This is a genomic window from Mycobacterium sp. NGS69, from assembly GCF_059812165.1.
Window position 1 is genome coordinate 388,585 of record NZ_JCALCD010000002.1, and the last position, 23,977, is coordinate 412,561.

26 protein-coding genes and 4 tRNA genes are annotated in these 23,977 nt (G+C 67.0%); 19 read left to right on the forward strand and 11 right to left on the reverse strand.

Annotated elements, in window-relative coordinates; all coding sequences use genetic code 11:
* The first annotated feature begins 81 nt into the window (after window positions 1-81).
* Both AC5Y2S_RS07135 and AC5Y2S_RS07140 read left to right on the forward strand, forming a co-directional pair.
* On the forward strand, window positions 82-717 hold the full coding sequence (locus tag AC5Y2S_RS07135; protein WP_499954957.1) for a hypothetical protein: 636 nt from the start codon (window positions 82-84) through the stop codon (window positions 715-717).
* Window positions 714-1,676, forward strand: coding sequence for an alpha/beta fold hydrolase (locus AC5Y2S_RS07140; RefSeq protein ID WP_499954959.1), 963 nt, complete (start codon window positions 714-716; stop codon window positions 1,674-1,676). The genes AC5Y2S_RS07135 and AC5Y2S_RS07140 overlap by 4 nt, the downstream gene beginning before the upstream one ends.
* Here the strand turns inward: AC5Y2S_RS07140 and AC5Y2S_RS07145 are convergent.
* The gene (locus AC5Y2S_RS07145; protein WP_499954960.1) at window positions 1,673-2,593 is read right to left on the reverse strand and encodes a cation diffusion facilitator family transporter; all 921 of its coding nucleotides are present in this window, start codon (window positions 2,591-2,593) and stop codon (window positions 1,673-1,675) included. The genes AC5Y2S_RS07140 and AC5Y2S_RS07145 overlap by 4 nt on opposite strands.
* A 50-nt stretch (window positions 2,594-2,643) precedes the next feature.
* On the opposite strand from AC5Y2S_RS07145, the gene AC5Y2S_RS07150 reads away from it, so the two are divergent.
* The 6 genes from AC5Y2S_RS07150 (at window position 2,644) to AC5Y2S_RS07175 (ending at window position 6,003) form a co-directional block, all read left to right on the forward strand.
* Window positions 2,644-3,810 carry a glycosyltransferase gene (locus AC5Y2S_RS07150; protein WP_499954962.1) on the forward strand — a complete coding sequence of 389 codons (1,167 nt, stop codon included), beginning with the start codon at window positions 2,644-2,646 and terminating at the stop codon, window positions 3,808-3,810.
* Between the two features lie 52 nt (window positions 3,811-3,862).
* Entirely contained in the window at window positions 3,863-4,150 is a 288-nt protein-coding gene (locus AC5Y2S_RS07155; protein WP_499954964.1) for a hypothetical protein, read from the forward strand.
* Between the two features lie 138 nt (window positions 4,151-4,288).
* On the forward strand, window positions 4,289-4,591 hold the full coding sequence (locus tag AC5Y2S_RS07160; protein WP_499954965.1) for a hypothetical protein: 303 nt from the start codon (window positions 4,289-4,291) through the stop codon (window positions 4,589-4,591).
* Window positions 4,592-4,696: 105 nt separating this feature from the next.
* A complete protein-coding gene (locus AC5Y2S_RS07165; protein WP_499954966.1) occupies window positions 4,697-5,044 on the forward strand; it encodes a DUF732 domain-containing protein in 348 nt (115 codons plus the stop codon).
* A 97-nt stretch (window positions 5,045-5,141) separates the two neighbouring features.
* Complete coding sequence (locus AC5Y2S_RS07170) at window positions 5,142-5,642, forward strand: Rv2253 family sensor-like surface protein (RefSeq protein ID WP_499954967.1); 501 nt, start codon at window positions 5,142-5,144, stop codon at window positions 5,640-5,642.
* A gap of 76 nt (window positions 5,643-5,718) precedes the next feature.
* Window positions 5,719-6,003 carry a hypothetical protein gene (locus AC5Y2S_RS07175; RefSeq protein WP_499954969.1) on the forward strand — a complete coding sequence of 95 codons (285 nt, stop codon included), beginning with the start codon at window positions 5,719-5,721 and terminating at the stop codon, window positions 6,001-6,003.
* Window positions 6,004-6,024: 21 nt separating this feature from the next.
* Here the strand turns inward: AC5Y2S_RS07175 and AC5Y2S_RS07180 are convergent, their stop codons facing one another.
* Window positions 6,025-6,414 (reverse strand): Rv1352/Rv1906c domain-containing protein, encoded by a 390-nt coding sequence (locus tag AC5Y2S_RS07180; RefSeq protein WP_499902379.1) that lies wholly within the window; start codon window positions 6,412-6,414, stop codon window positions 6,025-6,027.
* Between the two features lie 171 nt (window positions 6,415-6,585).
* Here AC5Y2S_RS07180 and AC5Y2S_RS07185 point away from each other — a divergent pair, with 171 nt between their 5' ends.
* Complete coding sequence (locus AC5Y2S_RS07185) at window positions 6,586-6,927, forward strand: hypothetical protein (protein ID WP_499954970.1); 342 nt, start codon at window positions 6,586-6,588, stop codon at window positions 6,925-6,927.
* A gap of 28 nt (window positions 6,928-6,955) precedes the next feature.
* Here AC5Y2S_RS07185 and AC5Y2S_RS07190 read toward each other — a convergent pair.
* From AC5Y2S_RS07190 to AC5Y2S_RS07200, 3 genes are all read right to left on the reverse strand, one after another.
* Window positions 6,956-7,030 (reverse strand) — tRNA-Val (locus AC5Y2S_RS07190).
* 14 nt (window positions 7,031-7,044) lie between these two features.
* Window positions 7,045-7,118: transfer RNA gene (locus tag AC5Y2S_RS07195), tRNA-Cys, on the reverse strand.
* Between the two features lie 29 nt (window positions 7,119-7,147).
* Window positions 7,148-7,220, reverse strand: a tRNA-Gly gene (locus AC5Y2S_RS07200).
* A gap of 177 nt (window positions 7,221-7,397) precedes the next feature.
* Between AC5Y2S_RS07200 and AC5Y2S_RS07205 the strand changes: the two genes are divergently transcribed.
* Window positions 7,398-7,469, forward strand: a tRNA-Val gene (locus tag AC5Y2S_RS07205).
* A 124-nt stretch (window positions 7,470-7,593) separates the two neighbouring features.
* Here the strand turns inward: AC5Y2S_RS07205 and AC5Y2S_RS07210 are convergent.
* The 3 genes from AC5Y2S_RS07210 to AC5Y2S_RS07220 all read right to left on the reverse strand — a co-directional run bounded on the left by AC5Y2S_RS07210 (window position 7,594) and on the right by AC5Y2S_RS07220 (window position 11,722).
* Window positions 7,594-8,619 carry a beta-propeller fold lactonase family protein gene (locus AC5Y2S_RS07210; protein ID WP_499954971.1) on the reverse strand — a complete coding sequence of 342 codons (1,026 nt, stop codon included), beginning with the start codon at window positions 8,617-8,619 and terminating at the stop codon, window positions 7,594-7,596.
* Window positions 8,620-8,799: 180 nt separating this feature from the next.
* On the reverse strand, window positions 8,800-10,458 hold the full coding sequence (locus AC5Y2S_RS07215; protein WP_499954972.1) for an NHL repeat-containing protein: 1,659 nt from the start codon (window positions 10,456-10,458) through the stop codon (window positions 8,800-8,802).
* Between the two features lies 1 nt (window position 10,459).
* Window positions 10,460-11,722 (reverse strand): TolB-like translocation protein, encoded by a 1,263-nt coding sequence (locus tag AC5Y2S_RS07220; protein ID WP_499954973.1) that lies wholly within the window; start codon window positions 11,720-11,722, stop codon window positions 10,460-10,462.
* A 306-nt stretch (window positions 11,723-12,028) separates the two neighbouring features.
* Between AC5Y2S_RS07220 and AC5Y2S_RS07225 the strand changes: the two genes are divergently transcribed.
* From AC5Y2S_RS07225 to AC5Y2S_RS07255, 7 genes are all read left to right on the forward strand, one after another.
* A complete protein-coding gene (locus AC5Y2S_RS07225; protein WP_499902352.1) occupies window positions 12,029-12,466 on the forward strand; it encodes an MmpS family transport accessory protein in 438 nt (145 codons plus the stop codon).
* Window positions 12,463-15,327: an MMPL/RND family transporter gene (locus AC5Y2S_RS07230; RefSeq protein WP_499954975.1), complete on the forward strand. Its 2,865-nt coding sequence runs from the start codon at window positions 12,463-12,465 to the stop codon at window positions 15,325-15,327. The genes AC5Y2S_RS07225 and AC5Y2S_RS07230 overlap by 4 nt, the downstream gene beginning before the upstream one ends.
* A gap of 4 nt (window positions 15,328-15,331) precedes the next feature.
* The gene (locus AC5Y2S_RS07235) at window positions 15,332-15,928 is read left to right on the forward strand and encodes a TetR/AcrR family transcriptional regulator (protein WP_499954977.1); all 597 of its coding nucleotides are present in this window, start codon (window positions 15,332-15,334) and stop codon (window positions 15,926-15,928) included.
* An 80-nt stretch (window positions 15,929-16,008) separates the two neighbouring features.
* Window positions 16,009-16,398, forward strand: coding sequence for a PAS domain S-box protein (locus AC5Y2S_RS07240; protein WP_499954979.1), 390 nt, complete (start codon window positions 16,009-16,011; stop codon window positions 16,396-16,398).
* Window positions 16,399-16,459: 61 nt separating this feature from the next.
* Window positions 16,460-17,317: a class I SAM-dependent methyltransferase gene (locus AC5Y2S_RS07245; protein WP_499954981.1), complete on the forward strand. Its 858-nt coding sequence runs from the start codon at window positions 16,460-16,462 to the stop codon at window positions 17,315-17,317.
* A gap of 7 nt (window positions 17,318-17,324) precedes the next feature.
* Entirely contained in the window at window positions 17,325-18,035 is a 711-nt protein-coding gene (locus AC5Y2S_RS07250) for an ABC transporter ATP-binding protein (RefSeq protein ID WP_499954983.1), read from the forward strand.
* A 9-nt stretch (window positions 18,036-18,044) separates the two neighbouring features.
* Complete coding sequence (locus AC5Y2S_RS07255) at window positions 18,045-20,381, forward strand: ABC transporter permease (RefSeq protein WP_499954985.1); 2,337 nt, start codon at window positions 18,045-18,047, stop codon at window positions 20,379-20,381.
* Here AC5Y2S_RS07255 and idi read toward each other — a convergent pair.
* On the reverse strand, window positions 20,316-20,918 hold the full coding sequence (idi, locus tag AC5Y2S_RS07260; protein ID WP_499954987.1) for an isopentenyl-diphosphate Delta-isomerase: 603 nt from the start codon (window positions 20,916-20,918) through the stop codon (window positions 20,316-20,318). The genes AC5Y2S_RS07255 and idi overlap by 66 nt on opposite strands.
* Before the next feature lie 24 nt (window positions 20,919-20,942).
* Window positions 20,943-21,869 carry a heme o synthase gene (locus AC5Y2S_RS07265; protein ID WP_499954989.1) on the reverse strand — a complete coding sequence of 309 codons (927 nt, stop codon included), beginning with the start codon at window positions 21,867-21,869 and terminating at the stop codon, window positions 20,943-20,945.
* A gap of 100 nt (window positions 21,870-21,969) precedes the next feature.
* On the opposite strand from AC5Y2S_RS07265, the gene AC5Y2S_RS07270 reads away from it, so the two are divergent.
* Together AC5Y2S_RS07270 and AC5Y2S_RS07275 are read left to right on the forward strand one after the other, a co-directional pair.
* Complete coding sequence (locus AC5Y2S_RS07270; protein ID WP_499954991.1) at window positions 21,970-22,263, forward strand: hypothetical protein; 294 nt, start codon at window positions 21,970-21,972, stop codon at window positions 22,261-22,263.
* Window positions 22,264-22,318: 55 nt separating this feature from the next.
* The gene (locus AC5Y2S_RS07275; protein ID WP_499954993.1) at window positions 22,319-23,146 is read left to right on the forward strand and encodes an enoyl-CoA hydratase/isomerase family protein; all 828 of its coding nucleotides are present in this window, start codon (window positions 22,319-22,321) and stop codon (window positions 23,144-23,146) included.
* Here AC5Y2S_RS07275 and AC5Y2S_RS07280 read toward each other — a convergent pair.
* A complete protein-coding gene (locus AC5Y2S_RS07280) occupies window positions 23,141-23,917 on the reverse strand; it encodes an MBL fold metallo-hydrolase (RefSeq protein WP_499954995.1) in 777 nt (258 codons plus the stop codon). The genes AC5Y2S_RS07275 and AC5Y2S_RS07280 overlap by 6 nt on opposite strands.
* Between the last annotated feature and the right edge of the window lie 60 nt (window positions 23,918-23,977).

Consider the following 23,977-nt stretch of genomic DNA (forward strand, 5'->3'; position numbering starts at 1 on the left):
CGCGAACCCGCTTGGCATCGGCTATGTTGCGCGAAAGATCGGCAGCACCGTAAGGAGCCAATGGGAATGAAGGTATCGGTGGTGGCGGCCGGCCTGGCCGCGAGCGCGTTGGTGGTTGGCGCCGCGGCGACAGGATGTGGTGGCAACAAGTCGTCCGGCCCGCCGTCATCCGCGTCGTCCGCCACGTCGGCCTCCGCGACGTCGACCTCGACCGCGGCGACATCGAGCAGCCCGACCGTCCAGCCCTCCGACTACAGCAACATGCTGATCAAGCCGACCGACATCGTCGTGCCGGGCGACACCTTCACCCTGTCTCAGACCTTGCCCGTTCCCAACCCGGGGGGAACCGAGGGCGTGTTCATGAACCAGGCCGGCACCCGCAAGGTCGACGACACGATCTACATCTATCCCGATGCCGCCGCCGCTTCGCAGGCACTCGATCAGAGCGGCAAGGGCATCCAGGAGCTGAGCGTGAAGGCGGCGCCGGGGCCGGCCGACGTGGGAACGGGCGGCCAGATCGCCGTGGGGCCGTCGCCGGACGGCGCCAAGTCGAAGGCGATCGTGATGTTCACCGAGGGCAAAGTCTTTGCGGTCCTCGAGTTCGAGAGCGGGCCCAACGATCCGCTGCAATCGGACTTCGTTCTCGATCTCGCCAAGAAGCAGGATGCCGCGATCAAGAGCGGACTGCCCGACTGCTGCGCCGCCCGGCCGTCGTGAGGGCCGATTTGCGCGCCGGGACCGCGCTGGGCGCGGCCGGGTTGCTGGGTTGGGGCGCCGCGCGGGCGATGGCCGCGCGGATAGCGCGCAACCCGGATCCGTACCCGCGCGAACGGCTTCTCGCCGAGCAGGATGGCGAGCCCGTCCGGATCGCCCGACCCGACGGGACGGTGCTGCACGCGCTCGTCGCGGGGCAGGGGCCGCCGGTGATCCTCGTCCACGGCTACACCGCGCGGGTCCTCGAATGGAATTTCGTGTGGGATGAGCTGCAGGCCAGAGGATTTCGCGTCATCGCGTTCGACCAACGCGGCCACGGGCGCTCCACGCTGGGCTCCGAAGGCATCGGGTCGGAGCCCATGGCGGCCGACCTCGCCGCGGTCCTGCAGCACTTCGACGTTCGCGACGGCGTGCTCGTCGGGCACTCGATGGGCGGATTCGTCACCATCCGCGCCGTGCTCGACCACGCCGACGTGGCGCCGCGGCTGCGCGGGCTGGTGCTGTTCGCCACCTGGGCGGGCCGCATCCTGGACGGGGCGCCGCAGAACCGGCTGCAGATCCCGCTGCTGCAATACGGCATCCTGCAACGGCTGATGCGCAACCAGACCATTGGGACACTGTTCGGTGCCGCGCAGTGCGGCGCGCGCCCGTCACCGGCGATGATCTCGGTGTTCATCGACTTCTTCAACCAACACCTGGACGAACACGGGCCGCTGCTGCCGATCGTGCGGGCCTTCTCACAGGAGGATCGCTACCCGCGGCTGGGCGAGATCGCAGTACCGACCGCCGTGATGGTCGGCTCCGCGGATCGCACGACGCCGACGAGTCATTCGCGCCGGCTCGCCGAGGGCATTCCCGGCGCGCGGCTCGTCACCGTGCCCGACGCGGGACACCTGCTGAACTGGGAAGCGCCCGACGAACTGATCAAGGTCGTCGAATCGTTTCCGGCGCAACGCGTTTAGGCGGCCCGCGCGGTCCAGCTGAAGCTGTGCATCTCGGGGATCTGCGGCGTCAGCGCCGCGGCCACGCTGCGACCGATCCGATCGGCTTCCGCCAGTGGGGTTTTCGGGTCCAGGAAGCCTTCCACCTCGACCCGCAGGGTGCGCCCGGTCCAGCGGGCCCGGGCGTGGGCGTGCATGACGCCCGGAACCGCGGCGGCTGCGGTCTCGGCCGTCGTGATGATTTCCGGGTCGACGCCGTCGAGCAGCCGGTGCGCGATGTCGGCGGTCACCTCCCAGCCGACGTGGCAGATGAACGCCGTGACGACGATCCCGGCGACCGCGTCCGCCCAGCCCCAGCCCAGCGCCACTCCGATCAGCCCCAGCATCGCGCCCGCCGAGGACAACGCGTCGAGCCAGGAATGCTTGGCGTCGGCCACCATGGTCGCCGAGCGGATCCGCCGGCCCACCACCAGCTTGTAGCGGGCCACCAGCTGATTGCCCGCGATGCCCACCGCCGCGGCGGCGATGCCCCAGCCCAGGTGTCCGGTCCCGCCGTGGCGGAGCAGCTTCGTGACGCTTTCGAACCCGGCGACCGCGGCGCTGCCCCAAATCACCAGGGCCACACCGATTCCGGCGAGGTCCTCGGCGCGCTCATAGCCGTAGGGATAGCGCTCGGTGGGCAGCTTGCGGGACGCCCGGAAACCGACGAACACCAGCGCGCTGGTCGAAACATCCGACAGGTTGTGCAGCGCGTCGCCGAGCAACGCCACCGACCCGGACACCAGCGCGATGGCCAGTTCGACAAGGCCGGTCAGCGCCAATCCGACCGCGCTGACGGCGACGGCGCGGTTGGCCTGGCGGCGCTCGCCCGCGTCGTCGGCCAGGATCTCCAGAGGGAAGCTCGCCGCCGGGTCGCGGACTCCGTTGACCACGTGCATACCGCCAAGGCTACGAGCTTGCCGCCTACGGCGTGGGTTAGGTTCCGTCCGTGAAGGTCGTGGTGGTGGGCTACGGAAGCCGGGGCGATGTCGAGCCCTGCGTGGCGGCGGCGCGCGAAATGCTGCGCCGGGGCCACGACGTTCGCATGGCGGTGCCGCCCGACAAGGTCGGCTTCGTCGCGTCGGCGGGGCTGACCGCGGTCGCCTACGGACCGGATACGCGGGAGCGGATGGACTCGGCCGCGAATTTCGTGCGCCGCGTCGACAACCCGTTCGCCGCGTTGCCCGAGGTCATGGACCAACTCACCCGGGTCTGGGCGGACAAGACCGCCACGCTGACGTCGGCCGCGAAGGACGCCGACCTGCTGGTGGCCGGCTTCAACGAGCAGGAGCTGGCCGCCACCGTCGCGGAGCATCGCGGCATTCCGCTGGCCGCGCTGCATCTCTTCCCGACGCGGGTGTTCTCCACCGGGGTGCTGTATTCGAACATGGTCAAGGACATCGCGGCGGCCCAGCGCCGGGAGGTCGGGTTGCCGGAAGGGACCGCACCGACGTCGCTGGAGATCCAGGCCTACGACGAGCTCTGCTTGCCCGGTCCGGCCGCCGACTGGGTCGAGCCGGACGGCCGGCGGCCCTTCGTCGGCGCGCTGACGCTCGAGTTGCCGGCTCCGGCCGACGACGAGGCGTTGGCGTGGATCGCCGCCGGGACGCCGCCGATCTGCTTCGGCCTGGGCAGCACGCCGGTCTCGGCTCCGGCGGAGCTGGTCGCCATGATCGATACGTCCTGCGCGCAGCTGGGGGAGCGGGCGCTGATTTGCAGTGGCCCCAACGACTTTGCCGATTTGCCGCGCTCCGATCACGTCAAGATCGTGGACGCGGTGAACCATGCGGTCGTGCTGCCGGCGTGCCGCGCCGTCGTGCACCATGGCGGCGCCGGTGTGACGGCGGCGGGCCTGCGGGCCGGCATCCCGGCGGTGGTCCTGTGGCTCTGGCTCGACCAGCCGCTGTGGGCGGCCGGCATCGAACGGCTGAAAGTCGGTGTCGCGCGTCAACTTTCGATGACGAACCGGGAAACGCTGGTTGCCGACCTGCGGTCTATTCTCGCCCCGGACTACGCCGTGCGCGTCCGGGACGTCGCCGCCCGGATGACCGCGTCGGCCGAGAGCGTCGCCCGCGCCGCGGATCTGCTGGAAGACGCCGCCTCGAGTTGCGGGTAGCCCCCGCCGCCTGACCCGCCACCGCAGCCGCCGACTCCGTAGACTTCCGCCCGTGGCATATGACGTTCACATCCGAACCGCCGACGGCGGTGTCCAATACCCCAACGCATTCGGCTACGACATCAAAGACGGAATCCTGATGGTCGAGGTCGGCGACGACGCCGACCACGCCGACAAGATCTACTTCTCCCCGGGCTACTGGCAGCAGTACGTGGTCGACCCGTACGGCGACGACCCCCTCGACCTGGAACTCGACGTGTTCGACGACGAAGACGACGAGGACTACGAAGACGACGACGATCTCGGCGAAGAAGACCACGAAGACGAGGGCGACGAATAGGCGTCGTTTTCATCTGAGTGGCCCCGCCTCGTGACGTCGGTCACGACTGCGGCGGATTTGGGCAGCCCTGCCATCGCTCCGGTGTTGCACGGGACGGTTGTCTCAACGGACGGCGACCCGAATCGGAGCGAGGCGGACATGCGGCACATCACGAGCACGATCAATGGACACCACGGCAACCGCGACCTGGAGGCCGCCGCGTTCTGGGTCTTCGGCGGCGTCATCCTCCTGATCGCCTTCGGCGACGCTGTTGCCGTCCTGGTTGCCGCGGTCGCGATGCTGACCGCGGTCGCGTGGATCTACCGGAAGATCGAGCGCCGCTTCGAGCGGCACGACGCGCCTGAGGCTGCGGTGACTCGGCTTCGTTTGGAGTGGCTCGGCCAATACGACGCGAATGAGGCTGCGGCGCAAGCGCTGCCGCATCACCCCCACGCCGCGTAGATAATCGCCCGAAAAGCCGACTATTCAGCGCATAAGCTGCTTTTTGCCGGCTGTCTCTATTCTTCTACGGCCCCCTCAACGCCGAGGAGAAAGAGAGCGCAGCAAATGTCCGCACTTCGCTGGCTGGCCACACTGGCCATTCCCGTCATGACCGGCGCCGCCCTGGTTTCCGGCGCTGCGGTCGCGAACGCCGATCCCGCCGACGACGCGTACCTCACCCAGCTGCGCGGGGCCGGCTTCAGCTGGCCGCCCGACCACGCCGAGGCCCTCACCGCGATGGGGCGGCTCATCTGCGACGACCTCGGGTGGGGTTGGACCTACGACCAGATCGCGCAAAACATTCATTCCACCTTGGACCCGAGGAACGTCACGCTCGGGGAGATCGGGTCCATGGTGAGAATCGCGCACGCGACCTATTGCCCGCTGCAGCAGTGCTGGGCCGCTCATTGCTGATACCCCGTCCCTTTTCCGGCGTGGAATAAGGGTATAGAAGGGGTATATGCACTTCGCTCTAGTTCCGCAGTTGTCGCGGACTGAGAGGAGAAAGCCGATGGCCCCAAACGGTCGCAGCGGTCTCGTTGGTTTGTGTGCCGCACCGCTCGCTGTCGCCCTGTTATTTGCCCCGACCGCAGCCGCCGACGCCGCGTCGTGGAACGGCACGTATGCGATCACGTTCATGGTCGGCCCGAAGTCCGGGACCAGCATGGCGGTCGGCGACCCCGAGGTGCAGCACACCGATACCTACGGGTTCCGCTCGAGCTGTTCGAGCGGAAAATGCGTCGCCACGATCGTCAGCGGCCCCCCGCCGAGCAACCCGACGGTTCCCCAGCCGGTCCAATTCACCTGGGACGGGTCGTCATGGACGCAGGTCAGCGATTTTCAGTGGGACTGCATGATGCCCGACACCAGCATCCAATGGAATCCGGCCCACTCCACCGTGCGCTACACGCCCCAACCCGACGGATCGCTTTCCGGCGTCATGCACACCGAGATCCTCAGCGGCGCGTGCCAGGGCACGATCGACATGGACATGAAGGCCGAGCGGGCGTGAATTCCCTAAGCGATTGCGCTGCAATTCAATTCGGTTAGCCCTTTGCCTGCGGCATGCTCGGCGATACGATGCGGGCATGCGTTTCCCCTATTTCGCTGCCGCGGTCGGCACGGCTCTTGCGCTGCTCGGCGCGTCGCCCGCTCATGCCGACATCAGCGGTTTCAATCGTTGCGTCGCGGGCATCAAGCAACTCCCGCTGAGTGAACCGGACCCACAAAACTTCCAGCGCGCCGGAGTTATTGAGCAGGACCTCAAATCGGGCGTTTCCCCCGACGCGGAAGCCCAGAAGGTAGCGCGGATGGGATTCGACCAGCAGACCGCCGCCACGATTGTGCAGTGCGTCATCGAGGAGAACCCATAGTCGCGACGCGTTGAGGGCCAGTCAGTCGGTCTTGTGCCAGGTCTGGCAGCTCCGCGTCAGGAACGCCTTGTCGGTTGGCGCGATCATCACCACCTGAGGACCGGTGCCGATGTCGCTATCGATGATGTGGGTTGCATTGAGACTGCTCAGCCGCGCCCAATAGCAATCGGATCCGCCTTCGGGGCTGGGACCGCCCGAGCGATAGGTGCCCGCCACGATGTCGATGCCGACGCGATAGGTGCCGTCGGTTTCGATGACGGTCCTGGGGGCGAACGGTGGCGGCGGAGCGGTCACGGTGACGGTTTTCGTGATTTCCACCGCGGACGTCACCGTCGTCGCCGTCTTGCCCGACCCGCCGCAACCCGCGAGAACTATCGCCGCGCCCGCGATTGCGATGTGCTTGCCGTGCATTGAAGGAGGGTAAGCATCGGATGCTCGGACCTCCAGTGCAGGCGCTGGTGGTGGTGTCAAGCTAAACGCGTGTCGAGGGCTGATCTACCCGCCGCCCGAAGATTTGCCACCGCGGCCACCTTCGCCGCAGTAGCTGTCGGGGCGGCCGCTCCCGCATCCGCCGCTCCGGTGATGATTGGCCACTACCTCAAGACCACCACCGATCCGGGCGGCGGCCGCACGTACACCGAGAACTGGTACTTCACTCCATGTGGTGACGGGTGCGCCGACATGTCGAGCCCAGCGTCCGGCGTCAGCGGCCGGGCGATGTTGGTGGATGGTCAATGGACGATTGATAGCACCGAGGACATCGTATGTAAGGGCGGTATCACAGAAGGCAATGCGGCGAGCGCGCACTACACGTGGGATGCGAACACCCTGACCGGCACGGTCCAAGTCATCCAAAACCGGGGCGTCTGTGACCATCCGCCGCAGTCATATACCTTGAACTTCCGACTGACGAAAGCGCCCTGACGAAAAGTGGCTTTGACCAGCAGTTATCTGGTGCGCGATACTGGGATTGAACCAGTGACCTCTTCCGTGTCAGGGAAGCGCTCTCCCGCTGAGCTAATCGCGCCTGGGGATCAAACTTGGAGGTGGAGACGGGAATCGAACCCGTGTGCACGGCTTTGCAGGCCGTTGCCTCACCACTCGGCCACTCCACCGCGGGGGATTGATGCCACTTGCACCTTCGAGCGGACGACGGGATTCGAACCCGCGACCCTCACCTTGGCAAGGTGATGCGCTACCAACTGCGCTACGTCCGCGCGCAACGGGCGAGATCGTCGCCCGTCGCGAAGGACGACGATAGTCCACCTGAGCGGGCACGCACAAATCTCTTGGTTACGTTGCGGCTCTAGGCTAGCGCGCCCGGCGACGCACGCGGCGAGTTCGGCGCTCTGCGATTCGTGCTACCCTTCGACGTCGTCCGCCCCTCGGCGCCGGGTCCCGTGGCTCAGTGGAAGAGCGTCCGCTTCACACGCGGAAGGTCGCTGGTTCGATCCCAGCCGGGACCACCCTGCTGACCTGCACGAACACGGCTTGTGCACTCTGTGATTGGTTGGATCCGTCCGGTTCTTGGTACACCCACGATCCTTGGCGGACAAGACAATCCGTTGCCCGGGGCCTTGTCCACAACCACTATCGAGATTCGATCACCGACACCGTGTTATCGCCGCCGTTGGTGACGTAAACGGTGTGGCTGCCCGGGTCTACCGCCACCCCGCCCGGGTGCTTGCCGACGGGCACGGTGGCGGTGGCGGTGCGCGTCGAGGCGTCGATCACCGACACCGTGTTGTCGGCGTTGTTGGCGACGTAGATGGTGTGGGTGCCCGGGTCTACCGCCACCCCGTCCGGGTGCTTGCCGACGGGTACGGTGGCGCTGACGGTGCGCGTCGAGGTGTCGATCACCGACACCGTGTTGTCGCCGCCGTTGGTGACGTAGATGGTGTGGGTGCCCGGATCCACCGCCAGGCCGCCCGGGCTCTTGCCGACGGGCACGGTGGCGACGACCGTACGCGTCGAGGCGTCGATCACTGACACCGTGTTGTCCGTGACGTTGGTGACGTAGACGGTATGGGTGCCCGGATCCACCGCCACCTCGTGTGGTTGCTTGCCGACGGTCACGGTGGCGCTGACGGTGCGCGTCGGGGCGTCGATCACCGAAACGGTGCCGTCGTAGTCGCCGACGTGGGCAGCCGCCGTTCGAAGTCGACCGACGTAGACGGTGTGGGTGCCCGGATCCACCGCCACCCCCGCCGGGTTCTCGTCCGGCCCCGTGCTGACGGGCACGGTGGCGGTCACGGTGCGCGTCGAGGCGTCGATCACCGACACCGTGACGCCGTAGTTGGTGACGTAGGCGGTGTGGGTGACCGGGTCCACCGCCACCCCCTCCGGGCCATAGAACGGCTTGCCGACGGGCACGGTGCCGGTGACGGTGCGCGTCGAGGCGTCGATCACCGACACCGTGTCGTCGTCGCGGTTGGTGACGTAGACGGTGTGGGTGACCGGGTCCACCGCCACCCCCGACGCCCACTTGCCGACGGGCACCGTGGCGGCAACCCGGAAAGTCGGAGGCGTCTTACTGCATCCGGTGACGCCGATGGCGGTAACGGCGAGCAGCACGAGCGCGGCGATGGAGAGCGCCGCGATTCTTGCGTTCTTCATGGTTTGCTTTCCTTTTCCGCCGAACGTGTCCGGGCTGGGATGCCGCGACGGCGGCTGTTGTGGTCGGTCACGCCAAGGCTGCGGTGGGCGCCTTGCATGTTTCTTGCTTGGTTCTTGTGCCGGTTCGCTGTCAAAGACAGTGCAGCGCAGGAAAAGCGAGCGAACCGGCACTTCGACGCATCAGCCCGCCGCCAGCTTCACCACCTCGGCGTTGTCGCGGTCGGTGACGTAGACGGCGCCCGACCCGTCCACCGCCACCCCCCAAGGCTCGCCGAGGCCGGCGAACGGCAGCACAGTTTGGGTGGTCGACCCGGCCGCGAGCTTCAGGACGCGCTTGTTGGCGGAGTCGGCGACGTAGACGGCGCCCGCCGTGTCCACCGCTACGCCATGCGCGCCGTCGACTCGGCTGAGGCCGGTGAACGGCAGGACCGTCGGCGTGTTCGACCCGGCCGCCAGCTTCAGGACCTTGTCGAAGTCGACGACGTAGACGTCGCCGGCGGTGTCCACCGCAATCCCCCAAGGGTCGCCGATTCCGGTGAACGGCAGGGCAGTTGGCGTGTCAGACCCGGCGGCCAGCTTCAGCACCCGATGTTTGCGGTAATCGGTGACGAATACATCGCCCGCGGTGTCGACCGCAACAGCGCGGGGGGCGACGCCGGAAAACGGCAGCACGGTCTGGGTGTTGGAGTCTGGCGCGAACTTCAACACTCGATTGGTTTTGTTGTCGACGACGTACGTGTTGCCGGCGGTGTCGACCGCCACGCTCTCGGGGAAGCCGAGGCCGGTGTACCGCAGATCGGTTTGGGTGTTGGACCCGGCCGCCAGCTTGATTACGCGGTTGCGGTGGTCGCCCGAGGTGTTGTTGACGACATAGACATTGCCGGCGGTGTCCACCGCCACGGCCCAGAGATCGTCGAGGCCGGTGAACGGCAGCACCGTCTGCCGGCACGCCGGCGCCGTTGATTGCGCCGACGAAAGCTTCACGACTCTGTTGTTTTGGGCGTCGACCACATACACATTTCCGGCGGTGTCGACCGCCGCACTCTCGGGGCCGGTGAGGCCGGTGAACGGTAGCGTCGTCTGGGCGCACGATCCGGCCGCCATCGTCACCGCGGCGTTGTTGAAATAGTCTGTGACAGAAACCCTTCCGGCGGTGTCGACCGCCACCCCGATGGGGCCTCGGAGGCCGTCGAATGGCAGTACGGCCTGGGTGGTCGCACCGGCCGCCAGCTTCACCACCCGCTTGCGGCCGAAGTCGGCGACGTAGACGGTGCCCGCGCCGTCCACCGCGACACCGCGCGGGAGCCCGAGTTGGGTGAATGGCAGCACCGTCTGGGTGGTCGACCCCGCGGCCAACTCGACCACCCGAGCATTGAGGTAGTCGGCGACGTAAACGGCGCCGGCCGCATCCACTGCCACGCCATCCGGGCCGTTGAGGCCCGTGAACGGCAACACCGTCTGGGTGTTGGACCCGCCCGGCAGCTTCACCACCCGGTTGTTGTGGTCGTCAGTGACGTAGACGGCGCCGGCGGCGTCCACCGCCACGCTGTCGGGGTAGTTGAGCCCGGTGAACGGCAGCACCGTCGGGCTGTTCGACCCGGGGGCCAACTTCAGCACTCGTTTGTTGCCGCTATCGGCGACATACACCGCGCCGTTGGTGTCCACCGCGACGCCGGCGGGGTGGTTGAGACCGCCCAGCGGCAGCACGGTTTGTTGGGGCGCTGGCGTCGACGGCGGCGACGAGTGGCATGCGGCGACGCCGATGACGGCGACGGCGAGGGCGAGGGCGACGATCGTGGCGTTTCGGCGTTGCCGCCGCCGCCGCTGGTGCGGTCGCACGCTACTTCTCGCCCGGGTAAGGCACCGCGCTGATGACCGCGCCGCCGTTGAGCGGCGGTCCCAACAGAACGTTGGTGGTGCCGGCGGCGGGGTCGTACTCGAGCAGCGACTGGGCGGGCCCGCAACCGGCGACCGTGGCTTTGAGGTCGAGGTTGGCGCCGTGGACGCCGATCACGTAGATGCTGTGACTCGGATCGACGTTGGGCACCGCCACCTTGGACACCGTGCCATCGGGGTTGAGCTTGCCGAGGTGGATGGCGCCGCATCCGCCCGCGTACTGGACGTAGGTGCCGGCCGGCAGTTGCCATGCGCTGATGTCGCCGGTGTCGTGCGACGCCGGGTCCGTTATCGGCGCGGTCAGCGCGGTCGGTGCTGAACCGTCGATGGGGACCAGCCAGAGCCGTCCGCGCTGGTTTGCGGCGCTGCAGTTGGCGAGGACGGTTTTCGCGCCGGTGTCCCACCATCGCACCGGTGAGCAGCTTCCGCCCGTAGACGACAGCTCCTTACCGACTGTTCCGTCGTTGCCCATCAGAGCAAGACCGGAGGCGGTACCCAGCACCAGCTGCGTGCCGTCCGGGGTTGAGAGGTACTGGCCGCCGAAGGCGCTCGGGAGCTTGTCGGTCGGATAGGTCAGCTGCGGATTGCCGGCCAGGTCGACCCGCATCAGTTTTTTGCCCACTGTCAGCAGCAGCGCCTTGCCGTCGGGGCGCGTGAAGCGAGGGGTGACGGACGAGTCGTTAACGGTGAACGTGGTGCGGGTGCCGTTGTGCAGGTCGAGCTCGGTGATCACCGTCGATTTTTCGGGGCCCGCGGAGGCCCAAAGGGCGTGGCTGCCGTCGCCCGACCACTCGACCCCATGGGGTCCAGCCTTCGGTGGGAAGGTGGTGATCGCGTAGCGACCGCCCACCGGGTCGACGAGGTACAGGGTGACGGGGACCGTGTCGGGCGCCGGCGAGCCCGGAGGTGGCGACACGCCGGGAGGCACGCTCGCGGCCGGGCTCCAGGTGGCGAGCATCCAGCCCGGACCGACTTGCGACCATGGCACGTCGCCGATCGATTTCTCGACACCGTGAGCCGCCATCTCGGTAGCCGCGGTCGGCACGGATGTCGCGGGGTTACCCGGCGCTTGGTGCGATGCGGTCGCATCGTTCGACGAGCAGCCGGCCGCCAGAACCGCGGTCAGCGCGATGAGGCCTGCGCGCCGTCGCCATGTCCGCCCTAGGGCTTCGTGGCCGCCGGTGGAGTGGCGCGAACTCGTGAGCATTTCGGTTCCTTTCCCGCGAGCGGTAGGTGGTCGGGAGCAGTCACCGCAACGATGTCGCTGATACCTTGCGTGATTCTTGCGCGGTTCTTGTGCGCCGCCGGGACATCGCGCGAAATACCGCAGTAGTCAAAGGATTCAAGCCGGCCGGGCATCCCAGTACCGACAGCCGCAGTGCCCACCGACCTTCTCGGGCGGCGCGCTCGGCGATGCGGTAATGTCCTGACCGACCGAGCATGGAACTGGCGTTCCGCGTGGGTGCGGCTCGGCGTGTCGACTTCGGCGGTGGCGGTAGGGAGGAGATGGCGGGTGTATCGACTCTTCAAGAAGGTGTGGATCCCGCTACTTCTCGTCGTCGTCGTCGCGCTCGGTTCCTATGTCGTGCTTCGGGTCCGCGCCAGTTTCGGAGCCACCGCACACGCCTCCAGCCACGACGCCAACGCCGACGATACGAAACCGTTCAACCCGAAACACATCACCTACGAGGTCACGTCGCCAACGGGGGGCAGCGTCAGCGCCAACTACCTCGACGAGAACGGGCAACCCCATCTGGTCGAGCACGCCCCGCTGCCATGGTCGTACACGATCGTGACGACCCTGCCGTCGATGTCGGCCAACATCGTCGCCCAAGGTGACAAAGGCCTGCGCAACATCCGATGTCGGGTCGTCGTCGACGGCCAAGTCCGCGACGACCGCACCATCGACGAATACGAACCCTTCATCTACTGCCTGGTGAAATCCGTATGAGTAACGAACCTGGCTCTCGCTCCCGCATCGCCCGGATGATCCGCGTCCTGGCGGTGCCGATCATCCTGCTCTGGCTGCTCGTCGCGCTCGGCACCACGTTGTTCACGCCCTCGCTCGGCGACGTCGCGGGCAGGCACTCGGTGCCCATGACCCCTCGGGACGCGACCGCGTTCAAAGACATGATGAAAATCGGCCACAAGTTCCAGGAGTTCGACACCGACTCCACGGCGATGGTCGTGCTGGAAGGCGACGACAAACTCGGCGACAGCGCGCACGAGTTCTACAACAAGATCGTCGCCAAGCTCAAGGCCAGCAAGCATGTCCAGTTCCTGCAGGATTTCTGGAGTGACCCGCTGACCGCCGCCGGCTCCCAGAGTCCGGACGGTAAAGCCGCCTACGTGCAGGTCTTCCTCGACGGCGCGCAGGGCACCACGCCCGCCCACAGGTCGGTCGCCGAGGTCCGCAAGATCGTCAAAAGCGTCCCGCCGCCGCCGGGGGTCAAGGCCTACGTGGCCGGTAACACCGCGCTCAATACCGACACGCTGATCGCCGCGCACAACAGCATGGAACTGATGACGATGGTCACGATCGGCGTCATCTTCGTGATGCTGCTGATCATCTATCGCTCGCTGAAGAACGCGATTTTGGCGTTGATCCTGGTCCGGTTCGAGCTCTATGCCGCGGAAGGCATCGTGGCGACGGCCGGGAACCTGGACATCATCGGTCTGACCCCGTACGCCGTCAGCATGGTCACGATGCTGACCATCGCCACGGGAACCGACTATTTCATCTTCCTGTTGGGCCGCTATCACGAAGCCCGATCCCGTGGCGAGGATCGAGAGCAGGCGTACTACAGCGCCTACAACGGCGTGGTGCACGTCATCCTGGGGTCGGGTCTGACGATCGTGGGCGCTTGCTTGTGCCTGACCGCGACCAAGCTTCCGTACTTCCAGACGATGGGCATCCCGTGCGCCATCGCCCTGGTGGTGACGATGCTGGCGGGCCTGACGCTGGCTCCCGCGTTGCTCGCGGTCGCGTCCAGGTTCGGTTTCTTCGATCCGAAACGTCAAGTGTCGGAACGAGGTTGGCGCAAAGTCGGCACGATGGTGACGAGGTGGCCGGTACCCATCATCGTCGTGGCGTCCTTTGTCGCGATTATCGGTTTCGTCAGCCTGACGACCTACGTCCCGACTTACAACGACAGGAAGTTCACCCCGCCGGACATCGCGGCGAACGTCGCGCAGACGGCGGCCGAGCGGCACTTCAGCCCGGCGCGCATGAATCCGGAATTACTGATGGTCGAGGCCGACCATGATCTGCGCGATCCGGCGGACATGCTGATCATCGACAGGATCGCCAAAAGCGTCTTCCATGAGCGCGGCATCGGGCGGGTGCAAACCATCACCCGCCCGCTCGGGGCGCCGATCGAGCACAGTTCGATCCCCTTCGTTATCGCCATGAACAGTTCCAGCACCCTGCAAACCGCGAAATTCATGAACGACAGCATGGCGTCGATGCTCGAGCAGGCCGACGAGATGGGCCGAACGATCAGCGTCATGCAGCACATGTATGGCGTCATGCAGCAGATGACGGCCACGACCCACAGCATGGATGGCCGAACGCACGACCTGGTGAACACCACCAACGAGCTGCGGGACCGCATCGCGGACTTCGACGACTTCTTCAGGCCCATTCGCAGCTATTTCTATTGGGAGAGACACTGTTTCGACATTCCCATGTGCTGGTCCATGCGCTCCATCTTCGATGCGCTCGACGGCATCGACGAGCTTTCCGACAAATTCGCCGGCCTCACAGTCGATTTCGACGCCCTGGACCGGTTGATGCCACAGCTGCTCGCCGACTTTCCCAAGACCATCGAGTCGATGCAAAGAATGCGCGACTTCATGCTGTCCACCCACAGCGCCATGGCGGGCATCCAGCGCCATATGCAAGAGAACGCCGAAGGCTCCACGATGATGGGGAACTACTTCGACGAAGCCAAGAACGACGACAGCTTCTACCTTCCGCCCGAAGTCTTCCAAAACCCCGACTTCAAGCGCGGTTTGAAAATGTTCGTCTCGCCCGACGGTAAGGCGGTCCGGTTCATCATCACCCACCAGGGCGACCCCGCCTCGGTCGATGGGATCCGGCACGTGCAGGGCATCAAGCAGGCGGTCGCCGACGCGGTCAAGGGAACTCCGCTGGAGTCTGCGAAGGTCTCGCTGGCCGGCACCGCCTCGATGTACAGCGACATGCAGGACGGCGTGAAGATCGACCTGACGATCGCCGGCATCGCGACGCTGATCCTGATCTTCTCGATCATGCTGCTGATCACCCGGAGCTTGGTGGCATCCCTGGTGATCGTCGGTACGGTGCTCGCGTCGCTGGGCACCGCGTGCGGTCTGTCGGTGCTGCTCTGGCAGGACATCCTCGGGGTGGGCCTGCAATGGATCGTGCTACCGCTGACGGTCATCATCCTGCTGGCCGTCGGGTCCGACTACAACCTGCTGCTGGTCTCTCGCCTGAAGGAGGAAATCCCGGCCGGCCTCAACACCGGCATCATCCGGGGCATGGGAGCCTCCGGCCGGGTGGTCACCGCGGCCGGCCTGATATTCGCGGCGACCATGGCGTCGATGATCGTCAGCGACCTGGTGGTGATCGGGCAGTTCGGCACCGCGATCGGGTTGGGCCTGCTCGTCGACACGTTTATCGTGCGGGCGTTCATGACTCCGGCGATCGCCGCCGCGCTGGGCCGCTGGTTCTGGTGGCCGCTGGACACGTTCGCCATGAGGAAGAGGCAGGCCCCTGAGCCGGAGCCGGAGGGTGACACCGCGCCCGTCCCGCAACTGACGGGGGTGTAGCGCAATGGAATCGAAGCTCCGCCAGCGCACGGAGGGCCGGCTGGACCGGTCCCGCGATCCCGCGATCCTCAACGCCGCCCTGGCCGCGCTGACGGAGCACGGGTACGACGCCACGAACATGGACGACATCGCGGCGTGCGCCGGCGTCGGCAAGGCCGCGATTTACCGGCGGTGGTCATCGAAAGCGGCGCTGATGACCGACGTCCTCGTCTACTGGCGGCCCGATCTGTGCACCGATGACGTCCCCGACACCGGCAGCTTGGCCGGTGACTTGGACGCCGTCGTCGAGCGCGCGGTGCGCAACGACAACGAGTTGATCACCAACGATTTGGTGCTCCGCGTCGCCCTGGAAGCCACCCACGACCCCCAGCTCGCCGAGGCCCTCGGTGACCTGCTGCTGCTAAAGGGCAGGCGCATTATGTCGACGATCCTGGCCCGCGCCGCGGAGCGCGGCGAAATCGCCGCGGACCGCGACTGGTCCCTGGTCGCCGACGTGCTCACCGCGACGAGTTTGTTCCGGGTGCTCAACGGACAAACCGTCGACGCGGGTTTCTTCCGACAGGTCATCGACACACTCGTTCTTCCCGCGCTGTCCACCTAGAACGGTTTGAACCCGGCGGCGGCGCCGGTCGTGATCCGAGTATGGACGCTTCCGGGCCAGCCCATGAGGGCCGTGCCACGGTGACCGTCGACCGCGACGGCATCATCCATCAATGGGGTGATGCGGTCACCGACGTCGTGGGTCATTCGGCCAACGACGCGTTGGGGGAAAGTCTCAACGTGGTGATACCGCCCGCCCTTCGCCCTGTGCACTGGTGGGGCTTCGATTACGCAATGAAGACCGGCCGGCTGCACTGCAAGCTGTTCAAGGTCCCGGCCTTGCGCAAGGACGGGCGCGTCATCGTCGCCCACGCGACCATCGACCTGATCCCCGGAAAGGGCCGGGGCGCGGATGGCGCCGTGGTCACCTTTGTCGGGGTCGGGGCTCCGTGGCGCGGCAAGGCTTGGCAAGTCGCGCTCGCCCCAATCGATTTCGCGCATCGCGCCTGGCAGAGGGCCCGAGCACACTAGACGCTACAAATTTTGTGCCGTTTGCGGTGAACCATCGAACGCCAGGCTGCGTGCCTAAGGTATGACCGCCCGACAGCCGGGGGCGGAGGCCGTCCCCGATGCGATGTGGTCGCCGGCGCTAGCGCGCGGGTTGATCCGCGACGATTTCATGCGCTCGATGCACTACCGCGACGGGTATACCGATCTGCTGGGCTGTAGCGTCCCGACCCGGCCAAGCTTGGCGCAGCGATTCATGCAGAGCCCCATGGTGGCGGCGTTGTACGAGCGTTTCTGGCGCCCGATCATGGTCGCGATCATGCGACTACATGGAATTTCGATCGACGCTGAACGTCAAAGGGCTTCCGAAGCACTATATCTGGGCGGTGAGCAGCGCGTGCTCGACGTGGCATGCGGCCCGGGCAATTTCACCGGCTTCTTCGCTGACCAGCTCAGTGGGGACGGGTTCGTCATTGGGCTGGACAATTCCATCGCGATGATGGAGCGGGCCGTCCGTGACAACAGCGCGGCCCGGGCGGTCTACATGCGCGCCGATGCGCTCAGCCTTCCCTTCAATGACTGCACTTTCGACGTCGTGTGCTGCTTTGCCGCGCTGCATCTCGTCCAAGAACCGATCCGGATGCTCCAAGAGATGATCCGGGTGCTTTCGCCCGGTGGGCGGATCGCCGTGATGACGACTTATGGTCGCGAGTCCTTGCTGATACGCAAGGGTCTCGAGATCGGGGCCGAAATGTGTGGGGTGCGCGTATTCGACCGCACCACCGTTCCTGGCTTCTTTGCGGCGGCCGGACTGGTCGATATCGAGCAGCAGCTACACGGAATATCTCAATTCGTCATGGCGCGACGGCCGGAGCCGGAGAGCGACCCCTGGCACATCCGATCCACCAGGTGGCGGGCGCATGGCAGGGCGATTGGCTCTTAGGCCGTCTGTGCGCGGCGGGGTCCGGCTACGCGGGGTCAGCAAGACCTACGGCGAGGGCGCGGCGGCGGTACCTGCGCTGCGCGAGGTCAATATCGATTTCCGTGCCGGCGAATTCGTCGCGGTCCTCGGTCCGAGTGGGTCGGGCAAGACGACGCTGCTCAACATCGTCGGCGGCATTGAATCGGCGGATCGCGGTACGATAGTCGTTGCTGGACAGGATATTTCGGGACAGCAGCCGCGCAACCTGGGCGCCTTCCGCCGCGAACACGTCGGCTTTGTGTTCCAGTTCTTCAACCTGATCTCCACCCTCACCGCCCGGGAAAACGTGCAGGTCGTGATGGAACTCACCGGCCGGGGCGACGCCGGTCGCGTTCCCGATTTGCTTGCCGCGGTCGGCCTGTCGGACCGTGCCTCGCATTTCCCGGCTCAGCTGTCGGGCGGGGAACAGCAGCGGGTTTCGATCGCCCGCGCGCTCGCGACGGATCCGGATCTGTTGCTGGCCGATGAACCGGCGGGCGCGCTTGATGTGGCGACCGGGCGTCGCATTTTGGAGCTGCTGCAGCAGACCAGCCGCACCACCGGATGCGGCGTCATCATGGTCACGCACAACGAGGCCACGGCCGGGGTCGCCGATCACGTAGTGCGGATGCGCGACGGCGCCATCGTGTCCACGGACCGAAACAGCTCGCCGGCCGACGCCGCGACCATTCGATGGTGACGCGCCACGATGAGCACCGCACTGTACAAGAAGGCCCTGCGCGACTTGCGGCGGCGACTGCCACAGGTCGCCGCGATCGGCGCGACGGTGCTGCTCGGGGTGCTGCTGTTCGTAGCCAGCTACGACTCCTTCCGCAACGTGCAGGCGTCGTACGACCGGACTTACGCCAGAACGCATTTCGCCGACCTGACCGTGACGGGCGGCGATGCGGCCGCGATCGCCGCGGCGGTCCGTAACGCCGGCGGCGTCGGCCGCGTCGCGATCCGCACCCAGGCCGATCGTCCGCTGGCGATCGGTGGCACCAAACTCGTCGGCCGAGTCGTCGGAATGCCGACGGAAAACGGCATCAACGTGGTCGACCTCGTCTCCGGGCACCTTCCCGATCTCGACCACGACCAAGTGGCCGTCGAGCGGCACACCGCCGACACCTTCGGCCTCACCCCGGGCAAGGGCATGCGGGTGTCCGACGACACGGGATGGCGCGACGTGATCGTCTCCGGCGTCGTGCAGTCCCCGGAATACCTCTGGCCCGCGCGGAACCGGCAGGACATCCTCGGTGACCCCCATGCGTTCGCCGTGCTGTTCGCACCCGAATCACTGGCCAGGACGCTGTCGGCGCGCGCGGCGCCCAATCAGGTTCTCGTCGAGATGACAAGCGTTGCTACGCAATCCGATCGCGACCGGATCACCCGCCTGCTGCATTCGGCCGGTGCCACTGATATCGAGGACCGTGCCGACCAACCTTCCAACGCCGCGCTTCGGCAGAACTTCAACGGCTTCCGCGGGATGGCGATCGGGTTTCCGGCGATGTTCCTCAGCGCCGCGGCGATCGCCGAGTACCTGTTGCTGGCCCGCCTGATCTACACCGAACGACCGGTCATCGGGACACTGCTCGCGCTTGGGGCGCGTCGACGCGCAGTGGTGTGGCACTACGCGTGGTACGGCGCGGTCGTCGCGGCCGTCGCCGCGCTGGCCGGCGTCCTGGTCGGGGGAGTCGCGACGTCCGTCTACACGCGGGCCTACGCGTCCCTGCTGAACCTTCCGGACACCGTGATCGAGCACCGAATCCCGACCGCGGTCATCGGTTTCGTGCTCGGACTGGTCACCGGCGTGATCGCGGCGCTAATGCCCGCGATCGCGGCCGCCCGGACCGCGCCCGCCGAGGCGATGCGCGGCGACGGGGACCGCCCAGCCCGCATCGGCCTGCTGACTAGGGTGTCCGCGCGGTGGACGCGAGTGCCCGTCGTGTTCCGGTTGGCGCTGCGTTCCCTGACCCGCAGCCGGCGCCGCACGGTCGCCACGATGGTCGGCGGTGTCCTTGCGCTGGTGCTGATCCTCGCCACGGCAGCCCTGCTCGCCAGTGTGCGTGCGATGGTCGACGTCGAGTTCGCCCAGGTGCAGCGCCAGGACGCCACCGTCCTGGCCACGCGGGGGGCGAATGACGTTGGAGACAAGTTGAATTCGCTTCCCGGTGTCGCGGTCGTCGAACCGGCAACCATAGCGCGGGTGGCCGTCGCCGCCAATGGGCACACGTACCCGACGTCACTGACCGGGCTGCAACCGGCGACGGTCATGCACGGATTCCGCAACCCGAACGGTACCTTCCGGACGCTGCCTGCCGACGGCGTTCTCGCCGGCGCGGCCCTCGCGAACAAGCTCGGCGTGCGCGTCGGTGACGACCTGACCGTTATTCCCGCTGCCGGACCCGCCCGGACGGTCCGGCTCGCCGGGCTCGTAGACGAACCCTTGGGTACCGCGGTGTACGCCACCAACGACACCGCTCGAGCCATCACGAACGGCGAACCCGGCGGGTACCTGCTTCGCTTCGACAAGGGAGTCAACCGCGACCGAATCCGGGCCGATGCCACGGCACTCGCCGGTGTGGCCGCCTACACCGACAATCACGCGGTCGAACGCCAACTTCGGAGCTACCTGGTCATCTTCTGGGTGTTCGCCGGCGCCACCCTGGTGCTGGGGGCCCTGCTCGCGTTCACCGTCATCTACGTCACGATGACCATCAACCTCGCCGAACGGACCACCGAACTCGCCACGCTGCGGGCTACCGGCGCACCGATCCGCCGACTCACCGCCACAGTGGCCATCGAGAACCTCGCTGCCACATTGCTCGCCGTTCCGATCGGCCTCGCGGCCGGCCTAGGGGCCGGATGGATGTTCCTGCGCTCGTTCAACAACGACCTGTTCAGCCTGCACCTGTCCGTCGGCGCCACCGTGCTTGTCCTCGCCACCGTTACGGTGACGGTGGCCGCCGCGGTCTCTCAGCTACCCGCGGCAAGGCTGATAACGCGGATTGACGTGGCCCGAGTCGTTCGGGAGCGCTCGCAGTAAATTCGCGCCCAGCACCCACGAGTGGGCGCGCCGGACGCGCTCCCATTCGAGCTTGAACCATGGCGTGAATCGCTCAGGCGCGCATATCATTTCATCCTGCAGATCCTGCGGCGCCACGTAGCGCCAGGCCGCGATCTCGCTGGGATTCGCGCACGGCCGGTCGGCGCTCCATCCGGCATAGACCCAGCAGAGCTCGTGCTCGGCGCCGAGCGCGTCGTACTGCGTCTGGTACTCGAACTTGAAGAGGAACCCCAACTCCGCCCTCATGCTGAGTTCCTCGCGTAGGCGACGCGTGACGGCGTTGTCCATCCGCTCACCGCTGCGGGGATGCGAGCAGCAGGTGTTGGACCAGTAGCCCGGCCACAGGCGTTTGCCCGGCGCGCGCTGCTGCACAAGCAGCTCGCCGTCGGGATTGAAAACGAACAACGAGAACGCGCGGTGCAACACTCCGCTGCCGAAGTGCGCGTCGGCCTTTGCGAGGGAGCCGATTTCGCGGTCGTCGCTATCCACCAAGACCAGTCGGTCCTCTTCACTCAAGGCCGTGCCTCCGCCATCTCATGGTCAGCGACCCAGGAGCGTCGGTAGCCCCAGCGCCGAATCCACGGCGAGCGCCAAAAACACCGCGGATAGGTAGTTGTTGCAGCGCCGGAACAACCGAAGCGATTGGACCGGCCGGCCGTCACGCGCTCGGGCGTAGAGCTGGTAGGCCATCGCGAGAATCCACGACGAGGCGAGCAACGCGACCGCGTCGTACAGCCAGCCGGTCGCCAGCGCGAGCAACAGGGTCGCCGACACCGTAAAGGCGGTGTATTCGAAGATCCTGGTGGCGACGTGACGTTCGCTCGTGACGGTCGGGAGCATCGGCACCCCCGCGGCGCGGCAGTCCTCCGTGCGCCGCATGGCCAACGCCCAGCTGTGCGGCGGGGTCCAGAAGAAGATGATCGCGAACATCGCCAGGGCCGGCCACCCGATGCCGCCGGTGACGGTGGACCAGCCGATCAGCACCGGCATACCGTTGGCCGCGCCGCCCCAAACGACGTTTTGCGCGGTGCGCCGCTTGATCAACAACGTGTAGACCACCACGTAAAACACGATCGTTGCCACCGCCAGCAGACCGGACAACAGGTTCGCGGTCGACCACAGCCACGCGAAAGCGCCGACGCTGAGCGCCAACCCGAACATCAGCGCATGCTCGGTCGAGATCGTGCCGCGCGCCAGCGGCCGGTTTGCGGTGCGTTCCATCAGCTTGTCGATGTCGGCGTCGGCGACACAATTGAGCGTGTTGGCGCCCGCCGTCATGAGGATCAAGCCCGTGAGCGCGCTCATCATCGGCACCGGGGCCACCACGCCACGGTCGGCGAGCAGCATTGCGGGAATCGCGCCGACCACGAGATGGATGGACCTCGGTTTGGTCAGGGCCAGGTAATCGGACAGCGTGGTGCGGACTCGATCGCGCCTAGAAACGACTCCCCGGTCAGAAATGCTCACGATGGCATCCCCCAATGCTCCGCGACATTAGGAACACGAATGGCGAGCGAATAGCGTTCAATGAGCAACAAGCGGACCAGACCGACAAGGACGGTGGACGATGGCAGCCAACCAAGAGGGCATCGGCGTGCTGAAACTCGAATGCCCGCAACGCCACCCCGTGGGCCGGATCCTCAAGGAGGCCCCGCACCAGTCGGTCATGTACGACCCTGGCGCAATGGCTGGAGAACGCCGATTCTGGCCGAACGAGGAGGACCAGCCACAGTTCAAAACGCACTGCCGCTTCTGCGACAAGCCGGTGGGCGAAGCCACTAGCACCCTGCAGGGCCAACTGGCCACCCTGGTCGCCGACGCCTCGCAGACGATAGGAACCGTCACGATGCAGTTCGTCTAGGGAGGGTTACAGTCTGGGGGCGAGATGTTACGCGCGCACGCGTGAGAGGAGCCCCGTGGCGACACCGGACAGCAGCCCCCGTCCTCCCGAAGGCGACTGGCTGGGCACCCCGTACCTGACCTTCGAGCGCCAGGGGCCGATCGCGGTATGCACGATCGACCGCCCCGAGGCGCGCAACGCCCTGACCCCGGCGATGTACTTCGGAATCCGTTATGCCGTAGGGCGTGTCAACGAGGACCCGGACCTGGCCGGGCTGCTGCTCACCGGAACCGGTGACGTCTTCGCGCCCGGCGGCGACATGGGCGGCGGGGGAGCCACGGACAACTGGATCACTTTCGGCTCGGCCCTGGGCATGGACGTCACGCCGTTCGACGCGGTGCGGACGTCGGCCAAACCCGTCGTCTCCGCCGTCAACGGGCTGTGCCAGGGCGGCGGCATGCAGATCGCATTGTGCAGCGACCTGTCCGTGGTCAGCCAGCGGGCCACCTTCCGGGTGCCCGAGCTGTTCCGCGGCTTCGCCGACACCTACTACAGCCAGATGCTGGTCCGGCTGATCGGGCCGGTGCGCACCCGCGACCTGATGTTCACCGGCCGGGTGCTGACCGCCACCGAGGCCCTCGACTGGGGCCTGGTCACCCGGGTGGTGCCCCACGACGAGCTGCTCGCCACCGCCAAAGACCTGCTGGCGCAGGTGTGTCGGACCGCGCCGCGCGCCCGCGGCGTCATCAAGGCCAGCATCGACAACTACCTCGGCCTGTACGACCGGATCGGCATGGCCGCCAGCCTCACCGACGCCGAGGCCCGCGACGGCTTCCGCGCGTTCAAGGAGCGCCGCTCGCCGGACTGGGTGCACCCGGAGCTGCGCGCCGAAGGACGGCTATAGGTCGATCCACTCGCCGTGGGCCGCGACCCGCAGCACGCTGCCGATCCCGGCCTGATCGAATGCCGCCGCGAATTCGTCGACGCCCTCGCTGAAGTGCGCCCAGCCGTCGACGTGGGCCGGGATCACCACCTTGGCGCCGAGCACCTCGGCGGCGGCGGCCGCCCGTGCCGACGTCAGCGTCAACGGCCGGCCGTTCTCCTTCGCCGGCACGCGTGCCGCCCCCGCGAACAGGACCGCGACGTCGATCTCGCCGACGCGGTCGGCGACCTGCCTGACCGCGCTCATCGAGGCGTTGTCGCCGCTGAGGTACACGGTGGGCATGCCGGGGCCCGACAGCACGAATCCGGTCACCTCGCAATTGACGTGGCCGCCGGCGTCGCGCTGCCCGTCGGCCGGGCCGTGGACCGCCGGCACCGCTTGCACCGCAAGCGAACCCGATAATTCATACGACTCCCAGGCCGGCACCCCGACCGCCGGCGGGCCCAGCCGATCGGCGGCGCCGGGATTGGTGAGCACCAGCGGGGCGGCCAGCGCCATCCGGCGGCCCGCGTCGTCCAGGTTGTCGGGATGCTGGTCGTGGCTGATCAACACCGCGTCCACCGGCCCCAGCGCGTCGTCGCCCACCGCGGGCCCGGCGAGCTTGGTCAGGTAGGCGTGCTCACCGGGTGGATCGAAGGTCGGGTCCATCACGATCCGGTGCCCGGCGATGTCGATCACCGTCGTCGGGCCGCCCAGCACGCTGATGGCGCAATCGCGTCGCCACTCGTCCACCCGCTACCTCCCTAACCGTCGGCCAAGAATTCTAGGCAACCGATTACCACGCGCACCAAC